Here is a 17,622-nt window from a genome sequence, read left to right as displayed (position 1 = left end):
GAGGCGAATTCGGCAGTGCGGCCGCAGGAACATCGTATGGAAATCGAATTAACCGGCGAGGCAACGGAATTCGGCAAACAGGTGCAGCGGGCGCTGGCCGCGGCCGGGGGCGACGAACTGGTGCAGGCCGCCGAGCGGGACCCGGGTCGCCGGACGGCGCTGGTCGAGCCCGTACTCGGTGCGCTGGGCGCCTGGGAGCTGGAGCCGCGGCGCGATGGCGAGGAGCTGGAAGCGGCGGCGGCGCTGTGCCGTAGTGCGGGATACTGGGCCGCGCCGTATCCGGTGGCGGAACGTCTGGCCCGGCCCGGGGACGGGAGCGCCGACGGACTGCTGGTAGTGGCGGGGGACGAACCCGCGGCGGCGGTCGAGGGGCTCGATCTGCGCTGGGCCACAGTGAGTTTCGAGGGCGTACGGGGCGCGGCGACACCGCGCGCGCCGCTGTCGCCCGCGCGTGCGACGGCGTTCGTGACGCGGTTGGACATCGAGCCGGTCGACGGTGACGGCGGCGCCGATCTCGCGCTCGCGGTGCTGCTGCCGTGCTGGACGCTGCTCGGGATGCTGGACCGCGCGGTGGAACTGGCTCGCGATCATGTGCTCGTGCGGGAGCAGTTCGGGCGGCCGCTCTCGGAATTCCAGTCGGTGCAGTTCCAGCTGACCGACGCCGAGGTGGAGCGCCGCGGCGCGGACATGCTCGCCCGCTACGCGCTGTGGAGCTGCCAGGCGCGCCGCGACGACGCGCTGGTGGACGCGCTCACGCTGCGTTCGGCGATGCTGGCGGCGGCGGACACGGTCTTCCGGATCGCCCATCAACTGCACGGCGCCTCGGGTTTCTGCGACGAATCGCCGCTGTCGTGGCTGTCGCGCTACAGCCTGCCGCTGCGCCGCCTCCCGCTCGGTGCGGTGGCTACCGAGGACCTGCTGATCCACCTGGCCGGGCGGGACGGCCCGGCGGGATTGTTCGAAGCGAACGGGGAGTACGGCCGATGAGTGACGACCTTCCTCCGGTGCTGACCGTGACGGCCGAGGGGCCGGTCCGGCTCGTGGTGATCAACCGTCCGGACGAGCTGAACGCGGTGAACGCCGACCTGCATCGGGCGCTGGCGGAGGTGTGGCGGGAACTGGCTGCGGACCTCGAGGCGCGGGTGGTGATCCTCACGGGTGCGGGCCGGGCCTTCAGCGCGGGCGGTGATCTGGAGTGGATCACGTCGTTTCTGGACGATCCGGCGGCCCGGGACGAGAGCATCCGCGAGGGCGCCCAGATCATCGAGGAGATGCTGCGCTTTCCGCTGCCGGTGGTCGCCGCGGTCAACGGTCCGGCGATGGGGCTGGGCGCCAGCATCGCCGTACTGTGCGATGTCGTGCTGCTGTCCGAGCGCGCCTATCTGGCCGATCCGCACGTGGCGGTCGGGCTGGTCGCGGGCGACGGCGGGGCGGCGTTCTGGCCGCTGCTCACCCCGATCCTGCGGACCCGCGAATACCTGTACACCGGTGACCGGATCGACGCCGCCACGGCGGTGGAGGTCGGGCTCGCGAGCCGGGTCGTGGCGCCGGACGATCTGCTGACCGAGGCGCGCAAGCTGGCCGAGCGGCTGGCCGCCCAGCCGCCGGAGGCGTTGCGCGGCACCAAGAGAGTCGTGAACATGTACCTGTCGCAGGCGCTCGCCGGGCCCATGCAGGCGGGGTTCGCCGCCGAGGTGGTCAGCATGCAGACCCCGGAACACCGGGAACGGCTGCTCGCGCTGCGGGACCGGACGCGGTGACCGGGCGCGAGCTCGAGGAGTTCCGCGCCGAGGTGCGGGAGTGGTGCCGCGCGCATGTGCCGTCCGACTGGCGGCAAACCCAGACCGGCGCCTCCGACGCGGAATTCGTTCGCTTCCAACAAGACTGGTTTCAGCAGTTGCGTGCGGCCGGATACGCCGTGCCGCACTGGCCGGTCGAGTACGGCGGCGGTATGCCGGTCGCGGAACAGATCGTGCTCTACCAGGAACTCGCCGCGCACGACGCGCCGCGGCTGGTGCTGGCGTTCGTGGCCGTGCACCACGCGGCGGCGACCCTGCTGGCCGCCGGCACCGAGGAGCAGCGGCGGCGGCACCTGCCCGCGATCCTCGACGGCGAGATCTGGGTGCAGGGCTTCTCCGAGCCGGGCGCGGGATCGGACCTGGCGGCGTTGCGCACCACCGCCCGCCGCGCGGGCGACGAGTACGTGGTCACCGGGCAGAAGGTGTGGGCGAGCGGCGCGCAGTACGCCGACTGGTGCCTGCTGCTGGCCCGCACCGACCCGAATGCACCTAAGCGGCAGGGCATCTCGTACTTCCTGCTCGACATGCGCACCCCCGGCGTCGAGGTGCGGCCGATCCGCCAGGCCACCGGGGAATCGCACTTCTGCGAGATCTTCCTGGACGAGGCGCGGATCCCCGCGGACCGGCTGGTGGGTGCGGAGAACACGGGCTGGCGGGTGGCACAGCAGACCTTGGGCGCCGAACGCGGGCTGACCATGCTGGAATTGGCGGAACGGCTCGGCAATGCCGGTTTCCGGTGGCTGGCCGAGGCCTGTGCCCCGATCGACGACCCGGTGGTGGCCGACCGCCTCGCGACCTTGGAGATCGAGCTCACCGGGCTGCGCGCGCTGTGCCGGGATCTGGTGGAGCGGCACGCGGCCGCGACCGCCGGTCCGGCCGACGCCTCGATCGTGAAGCTGTACTACAGCGAATTGTTGCAGCGGCTGACCGATTTCGGGGCGGAGGTGGGTGGCATGGCCGCCCAGACCGTCGTGCGCAAACCGATGTCGGGCGGCTGGGAATCGGGCGCCTGGGTGCTCGACTTCGTCGGCTCCTGGGAGTGGACCATTCCGGGCGGCACCAGCGAAATTCAGCGCACCATCATCGCCGAGCGCGGGCTCGGCCTGCCCAGGGCGTAGGCGGGAGCGTGATGAGCGAATTCGAGGAGATCCACGACGAGTTGCGCGCGGTGGCGCGCGGCCTGCTCGCCAAGACCGGTCACGAGACCGCAACTGACTGGTCCGCTCTCGCGCGGGCGGGATGGCCGGGGCTGGAAGCGCCGGCGGAATTCGACGGCGCGGGAGCCACTTTCGCGGAGGTGGCGGTGCTGCTCGAGGAGATCGGCCGGGCGGCCGCACTCACGGCGTTTCCTTCGGTCGCTGTCCTGGGGCTCGGAGCGCTCGGCATGCTGGCACCGGACACCTTGCGCGACAAGCTATTTCGGGAATCTGTGGCGGGCGGAGCGGTACCGGTCGTCGCCCTGCCGGGGGAGTGGGGAGCGGGCGCTGATACGGGCTCTCCTGTGGTGGACCCGGGGGCCGTTATGGCGGGAGTTACCTTCGCGCTCGCGGGGGAGTCTGGCGACCAATTCCTTTCCGGTGCGGCAGAATTCGTGTGTGACGTGACGGCGGCGGGTCCGCTGCTGGTCCCGGCCCGCGCGCCGGACGGGAACGTTGTGATAGCGGTGGTCGAGCCGGGAGCGGCGGGGCTGACTGTCACCGCGCAGCCCGTGGTCGATGCGACGCGAGTGTTCGGCCGCGTGGTCGCCGACCGGGTCGCGGTCGCGCCGGGTGCGGTGTTGCGGTTCGCGGGGGACGGCGCGGCGGCCCTGCGCCGGTTGTACGACCGTGCCGCGATCGCCACCGCGTGCGACAGTCTGGGGCTGAGCGTCGCCATGCTGGACGCGACCGTCGAATACGTCCGTGTGCGAGAGCAATTCGGCCGTCCGGTCGGCTCGTTCCAAGCAGTTCAGCACGCCTGCGCGGACATGCTGGTCCAGGTGACGGTGGCCCGGCAACTGGTGATGGCGGCCGTGCGCGGCGAGGTCGTGCGGTCGCCGGACGCCGCGGTGGCGGCGTCGAGGGCGAAGGCCTACGCGACCGAGGCGGCGGTACGGGTCGCGGGCAAGGCGATGCAGTTGCACGGCGGCATCGGTTACACCTGGGAGAGCGGAATTCACGTCTATCTGAAGCGTGCGACGCTCAACCGGTCGTTGTTCGGCACGCCGGCCGCCCACCGTGCCCGGCTGGCCCTCCGATTCCGCTGAGGTTACGCACGGCGACGACCACCGTGGTGCGGTGGATGAGTGGCTACCCACGGGTGGTGTGAGTTCCGGCGCGGCGAGACACCCGGCCCCCGCTAGGGTGCTCGGGTCGGGCGTTAACGATCGCTAGCAGTTTGCCGACACCAGTGTGTAGTCCGTTCTGCCTAGGGAGGAGCAAGAATCGTGCGAAATATCGTCCGTGCCGGGCTGTCCGCCGCTGCGGTGACCGCTGCCGGAATCATGGCGCTCGCGCCGTCGGCGGCTGCCGCGCCGACGTACTACGATCCCGAGATCTGGTCCTGCGGCCACCTTTTCCGCACTCCGCTGGAGGCGCCGCGGCCGGGCGCCGCGGCGTACTGGAGCCCGTTCGGCACCGCGAACATCGTCTGCTACGACGACGGCAGCGGGTTGGCGCGCTACTACCAGCGCGACCCGGGCGGCGCGTGGCACGACATGAACGAACTGGCTCCCGGCAACTTCTTCCCGGTCATCTTTTCGACCACCATCCCCGACCACGCGCACTGGCGCGCCGGATGATCACGGACCGATTCGCGGCCTCCGGCAGCGCGTGAATCACATTCTCATAGATAGAGAATTTTGATCTATCCTGGGTGAGTGTCAGCGATCGAAACCCGCCCGACCGTTCCCGTGTTGTTGCGGCGCAGTGCCGACGAGTTCGGATCCGAACGCTATGTGGTGACGCGGGACGACGGACTGACCTATGCCGCCGCCGAGCAGCGGTCGGGCGAGATCGCGCGGCGGTTGCTGCGTGCGCGGGTGGGGAAGGGGAGCCGGGTCGGGCTGTTCTTCCCCAACGGTGTCGAGTGGATCGTCTGGTGGCTGGCGATCTGCCGCATCGGTGCGGTGGCCGTTCCGCTCAGCACCATGTATACCCCGGCGGAGATCCGGAAAGTATTGCGGCTGGCGGATATTCAGGTGTTGATAGCCGCGGGCGCGGTGCTCGGGTCGGACACGGGGGAAATACTCGAGGCCGCGCTTCCCGGCTTGCCGGAAGGGACGGCCGGGGATCTGCACCTGATCGACACCCCGTATCTGCGGGACATCGTCCTGGTCGGCGACGCCCGCCGCGGCTGGGCGACGCGGTGGCACGACGGCTTGCCGGCGGTCCCGCCGGACATCCTGCGCGCCGTCGAGGCGGAGGTCTCGCCCGCCGACCCGGTGCTCATGATCCACACCTCCGGCTCGACCGCCGACCCCAAGGGCGTGCTGCACACCCACGGCACACTGGTCCGGCAGACCAGCACGTGGGCGGCGGCGATCCGGCACGCCACCGGTGTCGCCGAGACGCCGCGCGTGCTCTGCGCGATGCCGATGTTCTGGGTCGGCGGCCTCCTCGCCGCGGTGGGAGCGCTGCACGCACCGGCGACGCTGCTGCTGCAGTCGCGCCTGGAACCGGGGACTGCGCTGGACCTGATCGAACGGGAACGGGCCACCGGCGTGATCGGCTGGCCGGCCTTCACCCAGCGCCTGCGCGAACACCCGAGTTTCGAGGAGCGAGATCTGTCCAGCGCGCCACTGCTGCGGGACGGGCCGCTCGACCTCGCGATGATCGGTGTGCCGGACCGATATCCGGTGCACCGCAGCCTGACCGAGACCGCGGGCAGCTTCCACCGCACCGAAACCCGCATCGTCGGCAAGGACGGCCACGAGGTCCCCGACGGCACCGTCGGCGAACTGCTCATCCGCGGCCTCGGCGTGATGGCGGGCTACAACAAACGCGAGCGGTCGACCGTCTTCGACGCCGACGGCTGGTTCCACACCGGCGATCTCGTGTACCGCGACGCGGGCGACCCCCGGCTGTTCTACGTCGGCCGCACGAGCGAGGTGATCAAGCCCGCCGGCGCGAACGTATCCCCGCGCGAGGTCGAGGCGGTCGTCGAAACCTTCGACGACGTGCTGCAATGCGTGGTCGTCGGCCTCGACCACCCCACCCGCGGCGAGGAGGTCTGCGCCGTCGTGGTCCCGGCCGCCCCGGTGGTGGACCTCGACTCCCTCACGACCCGCGCCCGGGCGCAGCTCTCCGCCTATAAGGTCCCCACCCGCTGGATCGTCACCACCGCCGCGAGTATCCCCACTCTGCCCTCGGGCAAACTCGACCGCCGCCGCCTCCGCGGCCTCGTCGCCGACGGCACTCTGAAGTAGCGAATTGCCTACGCGCCCAATCGTTCTGCCGCCAGCTTCCGCAGATCACTGGACTTGATCTTGGCGCTGCCGGTCAGGGCGATATCCGTCTCGTCGAAGAACAGGACGTGGCGGGGGACCTTGTAGCTGGCCAGGCGTTCGCGGAGGTAGGCGCGGATCTCCTCGGCGTCGAGCCGGGCGTCCGTGTGCGGGACCACGCACGCCACGACGATCTCGCCGAGGGTGTCGTGCGGGACGCCGACGGTGCGGACGACCCGCACGCCGGGGAAGGGGAACAGGGTCTCGTCCACCTCGCGCGGGGAGACGTTCGCGCCGCCCGTCTTGATGATGTCGGTGAGGCGGCCCTCCCAGTACAGGCGGCCCGCGTCGTCGAGGTAGCCGCCGTCGCCGGTGTGGAAATAGCCGTCGGCGTCGAGGGTTTCGTCCAGCGGGGTGCCGAGGTAACCGAGCATCAGGGTGGGGCCCTTGACGCAGATCTCACCGCGGTCGCCGCGGGCGAGCACCGCGCCGGTCAGCGGATCGACGATCTTGACCGTATTGCCCGGCAGCGGTACGCCGCTGCTGCCCGCGATCTGCTCCTCTGGCGTATTGGCCGGGAAACACGTTGTGATGGTGAATGTCTCGGTATTGCCGTACGCGTGACCGGGTTCGGTGTACGTGGTCGACACGCTGGGATGCCGGGCGGCCGCGGTCGCCACGTCCACGAAACGCAGACTGGCGAGATCGGTGGCCGCCCAGTTCGGCGCGCCCTCCAGCTGTGCCCACTGATGCGGCCACGCGACGGGGAAATTGACCCGTTCGGCCTGCATGAGACGCAGCGCCGCCACCGCGTCGAAGGTCGATTGCAGCACCAGCGAACCGCCCGCGGCCAGCGTCGCGCCCAGGGCCATCCCGAAGTTGCCGGACCAGAAGAAGCCGTTGGCCGTCCAGCAGCGCACGTGATCGTCCGGCCCGAAGTCGTACATGCGCCGGAAGCGCCACATCTGGATGGCGACGCCGCGGTGCGCGCTGCGGATGCCCTTCGGCTTGCTGGTGCTGCCGGAGGAGAAGAAGATCACCGCCGTATCGCTCGGCCGCACCGCCGCCGCGGCGGCGTCGACGAGTTCCTGCGGCTCGGCGTCCCCGCGCGCGAGGAACTCCTCCCAGGTCTCGATCGCGCCGCCCGGCACCGGCTCCCCGACCATCGAAAGATGGCGCAGGAAGGGGTATTTCGCCGACCGCACCGCACCGGGGGCCGAATCCGCGACCGCCGGTTCGAGTTCGGTCAGGGCGGTCGCGAAATCCTTTCCCGCCACGGCGCGTTCGAACAGCAGCACCGACACCCCGGACACCGCGAGCAGATGATCCAGCTCCGCCGGAGTCGAGAAGGTGCTCAGCGTGACCGCGACGCCGCCGGCCAGGGTCGCGCCGAACACCGCGGCGAGCCACTCCGGACGGTTCGTCATCAGCACGCCGACCCGGCCGTCCTTGCCGATCCCCGCCGCCCGCAGGGCACGGGCGACGGCGTTCGCGCGCTCCCACAGCTCGGTGTAGGTCCAGCGGGTGTCGCCGGCGGCGAGGGCCTCCCGGTCGCCGTAGCGCTCGGTCACCTCGCGCAGGAAACCGGGCAGTGTCAGCGGCCCCAGACCCGGTTCCGCCGCCAGCGGCGGTCCCGAGACGATCGCATCGGTCACGGCGGGCTCTCCCTCTTTCCGTGCCGCCGTCAGTACGGCAGCTCGACCTCGGCGGTGCAGTCCACGAGCACGCCGAGATCCTGATTGGTGAGTTTCAGCCGCACCTGGACCAGCGGCACGCCCCACACCGATTCGGTTTCCTTGCCGATGATCTCGGCGTCGAAATAGGTTACGTCGCCCTCGAACGCGGGCAGGCGGAAGTTCGCCTTGGTGTGCCGCACCATGCCGTCCAGGCCCGCCCAGTAGGCGAGATAGTCGGTGCACCAGGCGCCCATGGTGGCCCCGTACCCGTAGGCGCGGGCCATGCCGACCTCGTCGGCCTTCTCGCCGTCGATGTGCCCGCGCGAGGGGCCCACGTACAGGCCGTCACGTTTGCGCGGATCGATGCGCGCGCCCTCCTCGTCGAACGCGAAACCCTCGGTCCAGCCCGGATCCTGGTAGATCCAGGGGTCCTCGATGCCCGGCGGCGCGGTCCAGTGGAACGTGCCCCAGATATTGAACAGGAAGGCGCGGTACTCGGTGGTGAAGGTCGCGATGCTGTGCGGCCCGATCACCCGGCGCGGCAACCGATCCCCGACCTTCACCTCGTCGAAGTGCGGGGAGACACCGGTGCGGTTGGACAGGATCCACTCGTGCCGCAGCGCCTCGATCTCCGTGAGTTCGGTTGCGGTCCAGGACTTCACGGTCCCGTTCTGATTGCTGTACATGCCCCGCTTGTGCGCCTCGTCGGCGAGATAGCGGATGGCGGTGGACCGTTCCTTCGCCACCAGGGCGCCGTGCTGGTTGGTGTGGGTGGTGTCGCCGCGCGACAGCATGGTGGGCCCGGCGAATTTCGTCTCCACGATCTTGTAGTCGTGGAAGCGGCGGGTCTGGAACAGCTTGTCGCCGGGGCGCACCGGGCAGCCGTAGAACCACCACTCCTCGCCGCCGAAGATCAGGTGGCTGCCGGGGATGTGGCCGACGCAGGCCGGTTGCGCGCCGTGCCCGTAATCCAGTGCCACGGCGATGGATTGGGGCGCGACCAGCCCGCCGTACCGGGACTCCCGGGCGAACTCCTCGTCCCAGTGCAGCGGGTTGGGGTAGTCCATCGCCATCACCCAGCGCCGGATGTCGGAGGTGCTGCACGGATCCCACAGCTGGCCGCCGCCGACCGGCTTGCCGACCCGGTGGTCGACGTCGCTGAGATCGAGTTCGACGGTGGACTCGCTCGTCTTCTTGCTCACGGGGTACTCCTCATCACCGATTCACATCGACGACGAAGCGCCCGCGCACGGCGCCGTCGATGAGTTGCCCGGCCGCCGTGATCGCCTCGCCCAGCGGGATCTCCCGGGCGATCGAGTCCAGCGCGGCGGGGTCGAGGTCGCGGGCGAGCCGGGCCCAGGCCTCCAGGCGGCGCGGCTTGGGCGCCTGCACGCTGTCGATGCCGAGCAGCGTGACGCCGCGCAGGATGAACGGCGCCACCGTGGCGGGAAAGTCCATGCCCTGGGCCAGCCCGCAGGCGGCGACCGCGCCGCCGTAGCGGGTCTGCGCGCAGACATTGGCGAGGGTGTGGCTGCCGACGGTGTCGATCGCGCCCGCCCAGCGCTCCTTCTGCAGCGGTTTGCCGCGCTCGGCCAGCTCGGCGCGATCCACCACGGTGCCCGCGCCGAGATCGTGCAGATATCTTGTCTCCGAGGACTTTCCGGTCGCGGCGGCGACGGTGAACCCGGCCTTGGCGAGCAGTGCGATGGCGATGCTGCCGACCCCGCCGGTGGCGCCGGTCACCAGGATCTCGCCCTGTTCGGGCCGGATGCCGTGCCGCAGCAGCGCCTCGACGCACAGGCTCGCGGTGTAGCCCGCGGTGCCGATCGACATCGCCTGGCGGGCGGTGAACTCGGTGGGCAGCGGCACCAGCCAGTCGCCGTCGAGGCGGGCGCGCTGGGCCAGGCCGCCCCAGTGGCCCTCGCCGACGCCCCAGCCGTTGAGGATCACGGAGTCGCCCGCGGACCAGTCCGGATGCGCGCTCTCGGTGACCACACCGGCGAGGTCGATGCCGGGCACCATCGGGAAGGAGCGCACGATCGGCGACTTGCCCGTGATCGCCAGGGCGTCTTTGTAGTTGAGCGTGGAGTACGCGACGTCGACGCGGACATTTCCCTCCGGCAGGTCCGCTTCGTCCACCTCCGTCGGCGCGACCTTCGGTCCCGTGTCGCCTTTTTCGATGAGCAATGCCGTAAACATTCGCCGGCGAGTTCCTTTCTCCGCCATGGGATGGCCACCCGCGCACATGATGTTCACTACGCGAGAATCTAATTCTCCATTATGGCGAATAATGCTTCCATTGTTGTTTCTGCCTGTCAACCGGCGTTCCACGGCCGGTCAGCGAGCGGTCCAGCCCCCGTCCACGACGATGGTCTGGCCGGTCACGTAGCGGGCGGCGTCACCGGCGAGCCAGACGATGGCGCCGACGATGTCCTCCGCCTTCGCCTCGGTGGGCAGCGGTGTGTTGCGGCGCAGATAGCGCGCGCCGCGTTCGTCGTCGTAGAGACTGTCGGTGATCTCGCTGCGGAAGAAGCCGGGCGCCACCGTGTTCACGCGGATCGAGTGCCGCGCCCACTGCACGGCCAGCTCGGTCGTGAGGCCCGAAAGCCCGGCCTTGCTCGCGGCATAGGACGCCTGCGGGATGCCGGGCACCCCGACGCGGCCGCTGATCGACGAGACGTTCACGATCGCGCCGCGGCCGAGGTCGCGCATGTGCGGGAACACCGCCTGGGCCAGCCGGAACGGGGCGACCAGATTCAGTGCGAGGGTGTTGTCGATCGCCTCGGCGGTCTCGGATTCCGCCGGAGCGTCACCGAATCGGTTCCCGGCCGCGTTGATCAGGATCTCCGGCGGCCCGAGCGCGGCGGCGACCGCCGGCACCACCGCATCGACGTCCACGGCCAGATCGCAGGGCACGGGGTGGCCGTCGATCCGCGCGGCGAGTTCGGCCAGCCGGTCCGCGCGCCGGGCCACGACCGCGACCCGTGCGCCGAGTGCGGCCAGGGTCTCCGCGACGGCCTCGCCGAGGCCCGACGACGCGCCGGTGACGATCGCGACCCGGCCGTCGAGGCCGAACAGCCGGGCGACGCGGTCCGGTGGCGTGCTCACTGTGGCCTCGCGGCGGGAGGGACGAGTTCGGTGAGGCGGGTGCGCTCGATCTTGCCCATCGCGTTGAGGGGCAGGGCGTCCACCCGTGACCAGATCTCCGGCACCTTGTAGCCGGCCAGTTCGCGGCGGCACAGGGCGGTGAGTTCGTCGAAATCGACTGTGGGGCCGGAACTCTCGATGAGCGCGGCGACCCGCTGGCCGAGGCGTTCGTCCGGCACCGCGCAGACCGCGACCTTGGCCACGCCCGGGTGCGCGCCGATGACGCGTTCCACCTCCAGCGGGTAGACGTTCGCGCCGCCGCGGATGATCACCATCTTCTTGCGGTCCAGCACCGAGAGCTGTCCCGCGGCGTCGACGGTGCCGATGTCGCCGGTCGGGAACGGGCCGGGCGGTGCGGGCCGTACGCGGCCGTCGGCCCAGTAACCGAGCAGCGGAGTCCACAGTCCGGCCCAGGGACCGGTGGTGGCCCCGGCCAGGCACAGTTCGCCGGGCTCGCCGGGCGGCAGCCGGTGGCCCTCGTCGTCGTAGGCGGCCACGTCGTACTGCGGCAGGACGCGGCCACTGCTGCCCGGAACCCAGTGCGTCCCCGGCGGATCGATCGCCACCACGGTCGGGGCCTCGCTGAGGCCGTAGGTGGCGCGGGGAACCGGACCGTGGGTCGCGGCGAAGGCGGTGCGTACGGAATCGGGGGTGTCGCTCGCGCCGCTCCACACCTCGCGTAGCGAGCCGAGGTCCAGGTGCGGGCGGCGCGCGAGATCGTAGAGCTGGGCGGGCGCGCCGTTCCAGACCGTGACGCGATGCTCGGCGATCCACTCGGCGACGCCGTCGACGTCGCGCCGGTCCATGATCACCGCGCACCCGCCGGCCTGCGCCGTCAGCAGCGTCGACAGCACCAGCATGTTGAGCACGGTGAACGGGAAGCTGTCGCCCTTACGCAGGTCCGGGCCCCAGCCGCGGGTCGCGACCAGGACCGCGCCGGGCAGCAGCAGGTTGCGCTGACTGTGCACGACGGCCTTGGGCGTGCCGGAAGTGCCACTGGTGAAACCGATTCCGGCCGGGGCATCGAGGTCCTGGTCCACCCGTGGCGCGGGGGCGGCACCCTCCAGCAGGGCCTTCCAGCGGTCGGGGTCGACCGTGGCGGGCGACTCCACCCGGCAGCGCGGCCCGGCGAGGACGGCGGCGGGTTCGCACAGATCGGCCAGGTGCTGCTGCTCGCTCGCCGACAGCGCCTCGCCGATGCCCGCCCAGACCGCGCCGATGCGCTGGGCGCCGTGGAAGGCCGCCACGATGTCGAGATCGTTGGGCAGACAGGCCGCGACCCGCTCGCCCGGACGCACGCCCAGTGCCCACAGCGCGCCGGCGGCGCGGTCGGCGCGCTCGTCCAGCTCGGCGTAAGTCCAAGCGCCCGAGGCGGCTTCGAGGGCCGTGGCCTCCGGACGGGCGGCGAGGGCCGCGTCCAGCACCCGGGCGATCGGCCGGAGAGGTCCCGGTGGGCGTTCGCCATTGACAGTGTCCACGCTGTCCTTGATATCACTATCCTTACAAAGATTCATCAGATAGACCGGATTGCGCCGAGAACCGGAAGCGCGCGGCCCCGGGGCCGGTTCGGTCGTGAACAAGGACGTGGCGATGGAACATGCAGGTCCGCTGTCCGGAATCCGGGTCATCGATCTGACGGCGATGGTCATGGGTCCGTATTGCACGCAGATCATGGCCGACATGGGCGCGGAGGTCATCAAGATCGAACCGCCCGCCGGCGACAACACGCGCTACATCTCCGTCGGCCCCGAACGTGGCATGGCCGGCGTGTTCGTCAACGTCAACCGGGGCAAGCGCAGTGTGCTGCTGGATCTGCGCACCGAGGACGGGAAGGCGGCGCTGCGCGATCTCATCGCGGAGGGTGACGTCTTCATCCACTCGATGCGCGCCGCGGCGATCGCCCGGCTGGGTTTCGCGTACGCGGACGTGGCGGCGGTGAATCCGGCGATCGTCTACACCAACTGCTACGGCTACGGCCGCCGCGGCCGCGACGCCGATCTCACCGCCTACGACGACACCATCCAGGCCGAATGCGGATTGCCGTACGTGCAACAGCAACTCACCGGCACCGCCAGCTACGTCGGGACCATCATGGCCGACAAGATCGCCGGGCTCACCGCGCTGTACGCGACCACGATGGCCCTGTTCCACCGCGAGCGCACCGGCGAGGGCCAGGAGGTCGAGGTCGCGATGTTCGAGACCATGGCCGCGTTCATGCTCGTGGAACACGCGAACGGCGCGATGTTCGACCCGCCGCTGGGCACAGCCGCGTATCCCCGGGCGGTGACGCCCAATCGCAAGCCCTATCGCACCGCCGACGGATACCTCGCCGCACTGGTCTACAACGACAAGCAGTGGACGGCGTTCGTGGAGGCGGTACACCCGCCCTGGGCCGGACCGGAGTGGGCCACTCTCGAGCAGCGCGCGGCCCGCATCGACACCGTCTACGCGCTGCTCGCCGAGACCTTCGCCGAGCGCACCACCGGCGAATGGCTGGAACTGCTTCGCGCCCTGGACATTCCGGCCGCGCCGGTGCGCTCGCTGGACGACCTGTTCGACAACCCGCACCTGCTCGACTCCGGCTTCTTCGAGACCGTGGACAGCCCGCACGGCCCGGTGCGCTTCCCGGGCCCGCCCACCTGGTTCTCGCGCACCCCCGGCCGGGTCGCGGGACCGGCTCCGCGACTCGGCGCCGACACCGAAGACGTGCTGAGCCGAGCGCGCGCCACCCGGACGAACGGGCGGGTGCGGGGATGACGGTGGTGCTCGCGGCGGGCGACCTGGATCTGCGCGAGATCCTGCGCCCCGGTGACCGCATCGTGGTCGGTCAGGCCTGCGGCGAACCGCCGACGCTGATCGAGGCACTGATCGCACAGGGCGGCGAGATCGGCGGGCTGTCGGTGTTCATCGCGACCAGCTTCTCGGGTCTGTTCACCCCGGCCGCGGCCGACTCGTTCGCGCTGTCGAGTATGGGGGCGATCGGTGCGCTGCGGGCCGTGAGCAAGGCGCATCGCCTGGCGATCGTGCCCTGTCATGTGAGCCGGGTGGGACCGCTGATCGAGGCCGGAATCCTCGGCTGCGACGTGGCTTTCGTCCAGGTGAGCCCGGCCGACGCGGACGGCATGCACAGCATGGGACTGATCAGCGACTACGTCCGCGCGGCGGTCGGGGCCGCCAGGGTGGTCGTCGCGGAGGTGAACGATCAGGTGCCGCACACCTGTGGCGAGCGGCTGGCGCCCGCCGAGATCGATTACGCGGTAATGGTTTCCCGGCCTCCGGTGCGGGTGCCGCCCGCGCGGATCGGGCCGGTGGACGAGGCCATCGCCAGGCACGCCGCCGCCTACATCGAGGACGGCGCGGTGCTGCAGACGGGCGTCGGCGCGGTGCCCGACGCCATTCTGCGACTGCTGCACGACCGTACCGACCTCGGGGTGCACTCCGGCATGATCGGCGACGGCCTGGTGGATCTGGTGGAGGCGGGCGTGATCACCAACGCGCGCAAGAAGATCGACCGCGGCGTGTCGATCACCGGCGCGCTCATCGGCACCGAGCGCCTGTACCGGTTCGCCGACCGCAACCCGGCGATCCGCATGTGCCCCACCGGATACACCCACGACGCGGCCGTGCTGGCGCGGCTGGAGCGGCTGGTCACGGTCAACTCGGCGATGGAGGTCGACCTGACCGGGCAGGTGAACGCCGAGCAGAGCGGTGCGGCCTACCTCGGCGGCACCGGCGGCCAGGTGGATTTCGTGCGGGCGGGCGCGCGGTCGCCGGGCGGGCACGCCCTCGTCGCGCTGCCCGCCACCGCCAAGGGCGGCACCGTCAGCCGGATCACCGCCGCCCTGTCCGGGCCGGTCACCACGGCACGCAGCGACGTGGACGTGATCGTCACCGAATTCGGCGCGGCCGAACTCACCGGGCAGACCCTGGCCGAGCGCACCCGGCGGCTGATCGCCGTGGCGCACCCCGATTTTCGTGACGAACTGGAACGGGCGGCCGACGTCGTCCGGCGGAGAGGTTTCTGATGTCCGAGGCCGTGTTGTTCGATGCCCGTCCCGACGGCATCGCCGTGCTCACCCTGAACCGCCCGGAGCGTCGCAATTGCCTGGACCCCGATGTGCGGGCCGGGCTGTTCGAGGCGTGGGACCGGTTCGAGCACGATCCGGCGCTGCGGGTCGCGGTCCTCACCGGCGCTGGCGCGAAGGCGTTCTGCGCCGGAGGCGATCTGGAGGAGATGGTCGCGACGGGGATGGGCGTGCCGCCGCGCGAAACGTTCCCCGTGCCCTACGACACCGTGGAGCTGTCCAAGCCGACCATCGCCGCGGTGAACGGCGCCGCGTTCGCCGGTGGCTGGATGATCGCGCAGGCCTGTGATCTGTGCGTGGCGAGCACCACCGCCACCTTCGCGGTCACCGAGGTGAAGGTGGGCCGCAGCTCGCCGTGGGCCGCGCCGCTGATCCACATGATCCCGCAGCGGATCATGATGGAGTTGCTGCTCACCGGAAAGCCGATCGACGCCCGCCGGGCCTACGAGATCGGCCTGGTGAACCGGCTCGCCGAACCGCACGAATTGCTGGACACGGCAATCGAATTGGCGACCGAGATCCTCGCGGGCGCCCCGCTGTCGGTGCGCGCCGCCCGCGATACCGTCATGCTCGCCACCGAGATGGGCCGCGCCGCGGCGTTACAGGCCGCCCGGCACGCCTCGGTGGAGTGCTACACCAGCGAGGACGCGCAAGAGGGACCGCGCGCCTTCGCGGAGAAGCGCAAGCCGCAGTGGCGAGGCCGCTGAGACGCCGCTCAGTCTTGCTCGCGGAGCAGGCGAAGGGGCGCGTGGTTGGCCCAGCCTTCCTGGGGCCAGTTGAACCAGCCCGAGGAGGCGTAGGTGCCGCCGTCGGGGTGCAGGGTGGTGCCGGTGAGGTAGGCCGACAGGCCCGACGCCAGGAACACCACGCAGTGCGAGATGTCGGTGGCCGCGCCCACCCGGCCCATCGGGATGGCGACGCGGACGCCCGCCGGATCGTGTAAGGCGTTGTCGGAGTGCGGCATCCGGGCCAGGCTCGGCGTGGGGACGTAGTCCGGCGCCACATTGTTGACCCGGATGCCGTCCGGGGCGACCTCCACGGCGAGGGTGCGGGCGAACTGCTCCACGCCCGCCTTGGCGGCCGCGTAGACGGCGAAACCCGGTGCGGCGCGGTGGGCTTCGATCGTGGTGATATTGACGATGCTGCCGCCGCGCCCACCCGCCCGCATCCGGGGCACGGCCAGCGCGCAGGCGTGCAGCACGGTGCCCAGATTGGCGCGGATCAGCGCGTCCCAACCCTTGGGCGTCGTCTCGGTGAACGGGGCGCGGAACGTGCCGCCGACCACATTGACCAGCGTGTCCACCCGGCCCCAGCGCGCGTCCACCGCGTCGAAGAACGACTCCAGCGTCGCCGGGTCGCGGGCGTCGCCGAGCTGGACCAGCGCGTCGTGGCCGTCCGTGGCCAACTCGCGTCCCAGTGTCTCGGCGGCCTCGGAGTCCTTGTCCAGCACCGCGATTCGTACCCCGTTGGCGGCGAGGTCGGTCGCGATCGCGCGCCCGAGGCCGCCGGCGCCGCCGGTCACCACGGCCACCGTGCCGTTCAGACCCGCCCGCTGCTCGAACCAGTTCACGACGCCGCCTTGCCGAGGTAGGTGTCGCCGAAGGCGGCGATGAAATCGAGGGTGGCCCGGTAGTCGCGGGTCCGGTGCGAGACCACCACCCAGTCGACGCCCGCCTCGGCCGCCGCCGCCAGCGCCGCGCGGTGCCGGTCGGCGTCGAGGTCCGGATTCTCCAGTCCCGCACCCTGATACGAGTAGACCAGGTCGATGTGGTCGGTGCGCCCGGCCGCCGCGGCGTCCGAGCGGATCTTCGCGATGGCGCGGCCGACGTCCGCGAGGGTGCCGAGGGCCGGGGTGCGCGCGGTCGTGCTGAGTTCCGCGCCGCCGGTCATCGGGATCCACCCCTGCGCGTGCGTGGTGACCCGGCGGCGGCTGAGCGCGGAGTTGCCGCCGACCCACATCGGGATGGGCCGCTGCACCGGCCGCGGCCGGGCCACCACGTCGCGGGCGTTGAAGTGGCGGCCCGCATAGCTGAACGGCTCGCCGCTCCAATGCCGGGGCAGCACCTCGAGCGCCTCGTCGAACAGGGCGTTGCGCTCGTCGAAATCGACTCCCAGGGCGTGGAATTCACTCTTCTGGTAGCCCGCGCCGAGCCCGAGCAGCATTCGCCCGCCGGACAGCTTGTCGAGGGTGGCGGCCGTCTTCGCCAGCAGCATCGGATTGCGGTACGGCGCGACCGACAGGTAGGTGAGCAACCGCAGCCGCTCGGTCGCGGCCGCCGCGAAGGCCAGGGCGACGAACGGGTCCAGCGTCTGATGCCCGCCCGCGCCCAGCCAGCGCGCGCCCGGCGCCGGATGCTCACTGAGCGAGATCGCGTCGAAACCGTACTGCTCGGCCGCGGCCGCGACCTCCGGTAGCGGCCCGGCGTCGAGCAGATCGCCCTCGTAGCCCGCGGATTCGGGGTAATGGAAGATGAATCGCATTGTGGGTGCCC

Annotated in this window: 16 protein-coding genes; 9 read left to right on the top strand and 7 right to left on the bottom strand. The window is 71.0% G+C overall.

The genetic code is table 11. The annotated features are described in order from the left end of the window. Positions 1–36: 36 nt before the first annotated feature. The 6 genes from ACFMRZ_RS08150 (at position 37) to ACFMRZ_RS08125 (ending at position 6,204) form a co-directional block, all read left to right on the top strand. Positions 37–987: an acyl-CoA dehydrogenase family protein gene (locus tag ACFMRZ_RS08150; protein ID WP_400178558.1), complete on the top strand. Its 951-nt coding sequence runs from the start codon at positions 37–39 to the stop codon at positions 985–987. Continuing rightward, positions 984–1,760, top strand: a complete 777-nt coding sequence (locus tag ACFMRZ_RS08145) for an enoyl-CoA hydratase/isomerase family protein (RefSeq protein ID WP_400178557.1) — start codon at positions 984–986, stop codon at positions 1,758–1,760. The genes ACFMRZ_RS08150 and ACFMRZ_RS08145 overlap by 4 nt, the downstream gene beginning before the upstream one ends. Beyond that, entirely contained in the window at positions 1,757–2,917 is a 1,161-nt protein-coding gene (locus ACFMRZ_RS08140) for an acyl-CoA dehydrogenase family protein (protein ID WP_400178556.1), read from the top strand. The genes ACFMRZ_RS08145 and ACFMRZ_RS08140 overlap by 4 nt, the downstream gene beginning before the upstream one ends. Positions 2,918–2,928: 11 nt before the next feature. Next, entirely contained in the window at positions 2,929–4,044 is a 1,116-nt protein-coding gene (locus ACFMRZ_RS08135; RefSeq protein ID WP_400178555.1) for an acyl-CoA dehydrogenase family protein, read from the top strand. Positions 4,045–4,224: 180 nt separating this feature from the next. Then, complete coding sequence (locus tag ACFMRZ_RS08130) at positions 4,225–4,578, top strand: hypothetical protein (protein WP_280371317.1); 354 nt, start codon at positions 4,225–4,227, stop codon at positions 4,576–4,578. Positions 4,579–4,656: 78 nt separating this feature from the next. Then, positions 4,657–6,204: a class I adenylate-forming enzyme family protein gene (locus tag ACFMRZ_RS08125; RefSeq protein ID WP_400178554.1), complete on the top strand. Its 1,548-nt coding sequence runs from the start codon at positions 4,657–4,659 to the stop codon at positions 6,202–6,204. A gap of 8 nt (positions 6,205–6,212) precedes the next feature. Here the strand turns inward: ACFMRZ_RS08125 and ACFMRZ_RS08120 are convergent, their stop codons facing one another. The 5 genes from ACFMRZ_RS08120 to ACFMRZ_RS08100 form a co-directional block, all read right to left on the bottom strand. Continuing rightward, a complete protein-coding gene (locus tag ACFMRZ_RS08120; protein WP_400178553.1) occupies positions 6,213–7,877 on the bottom strand; it encodes a class I adenylate-forming enzyme family protein in 1,665 nt (554 codons plus the stop codon). Between the two features lie 29 nt (positions 7,878–7,906). Continuing rightward, a complete protein-coding gene (locus ACFMRZ_RS08115) occupies positions 7,907–9,100 on the bottom strand; it encodes a MaoC family dehydratase N-terminal domain-containing protein (RefSeq protein WP_400178552.1) in 1,194 nt (397 codons plus the stop codon). A 13-nt stretch (positions 9,101–9,113) separates the two neighbouring features. Then, positions 9,114–10,097 (bottom strand): MDR family oxidoreductase, encoded by a 984-nt coding sequence (locus ACFMRZ_RS08110; protein WP_400178551.1) that lies wholly within the window; start codon positions 10,095–10,097, stop codon positions 9,114–9,116. Between the two features lie 138 nt (positions 10,098–10,235). Further along, a complete protein-coding gene (locus ACFMRZ_RS08105) occupies positions 10,236–11,006 on the bottom strand; it encodes an SDR family NAD(P)-dependent oxidoreductase (RefSeq protein ID WP_400178550.1) in 771 nt (256 codons plus the stop codon). Further along, a complete protein-coding gene (locus ACFMRZ_RS08100; protein ID WP_400178549.1) occupies positions 11,003–12,523 on the bottom strand; it encodes a class I adenylate-forming enzyme family protein in 1,521 nt (506 codons plus the stop codon). The genes ACFMRZ_RS08105 and ACFMRZ_RS08100 overlap by 4 nt, the downstream gene beginning before the upstream one ends. Positions 12,524–12,635: 112 nt before the next feature. Between ACFMRZ_RS08100 and ACFMRZ_RS08095 the strand changes: the two genes are divergently transcribed. The 3 genes from ACFMRZ_RS08095 to ACFMRZ_RS08085 are packed head-to-tail and all read left to right on the top strand — an operon-like array spanning position 12,636 to position 15,837. Next, positions 12,636–13,802, top strand: coding sequence for a CoA transferase (locus tag ACFMRZ_RS08095; protein WP_280371333.1), 1,167 nt, complete (start codon positions 12,636–12,638; stop codon positions 13,800–13,802). Further along, positions 13,799–15,070, top strand: coding sequence for an acetyl-CoA hydrolase/transferase family protein (locus tag ACFMRZ_RS08090; RefSeq protein ID WP_400178548.1), 1,272 nt, complete (start codon positions 13,799–13,801; stop codon positions 15,068–15,070). Before ACFMRZ_RS08095 ends, ACFMRZ_RS08090 begins: the two co-directional genes overlap by 4 nt. Next, on the top strand, positions 15,070–15,837 hold the full coding sequence (locus ACFMRZ_RS08085; protein WP_400178546.1) for an enoyl-CoA hydratase/isomerase family protein: 768 nt from the start codon (positions 15,070–15,072) through the stop codon (positions 15,835–15,837). Before ACFMRZ_RS08090 ends, ACFMRZ_RS08085 begins: the two co-directional genes overlap by 1 nt. A gap of 8 nt (positions 15,838–15,845) precedes the next feature. On the opposite strand, the gene ACFMRZ_RS08080 is transcribed toward ACFMRZ_RS08085, so the two are convergent. Both ACFMRZ_RS08080 and ACFMRZ_RS08075 read right to left on the bottom strand, forming a co-directional pair. After that, positions 15,846–16,700 (bottom strand): SDR family NAD(P)-dependent oxidoreductase, encoded by an 855-nt coding sequence (locus tag ACFMRZ_RS08080; RefSeq protein WP_400178545.1) that lies wholly within the window; start codon positions 16,698–16,700, stop codon positions 15,846–15,848. Then, complete coding sequence (locus tag ACFMRZ_RS08075) at positions 16,697–17,611, bottom strand: LLM class F420-dependent oxidoreductase (RefSeq protein ID WP_400178544.1); 915 nt, start codon at positions 17,609–17,611, stop codon at positions 16,697–16,699. Before ACFMRZ_RS08075 ends, ACFMRZ_RS08080 begins: the two co-directional genes overlap by 4 nt. Positions 17,612–17,622: the final 11 nt, after the last annotated feature.

The organism is Nocardia sp. N2S4-5 (genome assembly GCF_044628355.1).
In the GTDB taxonomy this organism is placed as follows: domain Bacteria; phylum Actinomycetota; class Actinomycetes; order Mycobacteriales; family Mycobacteriaceae; genus Nocardia; species Nocardia wallacei_B.
Note: the sequence above shows the minus strand (reverse complement) of the source record. Positions and strands in the feature narration are given on the sequence as shown.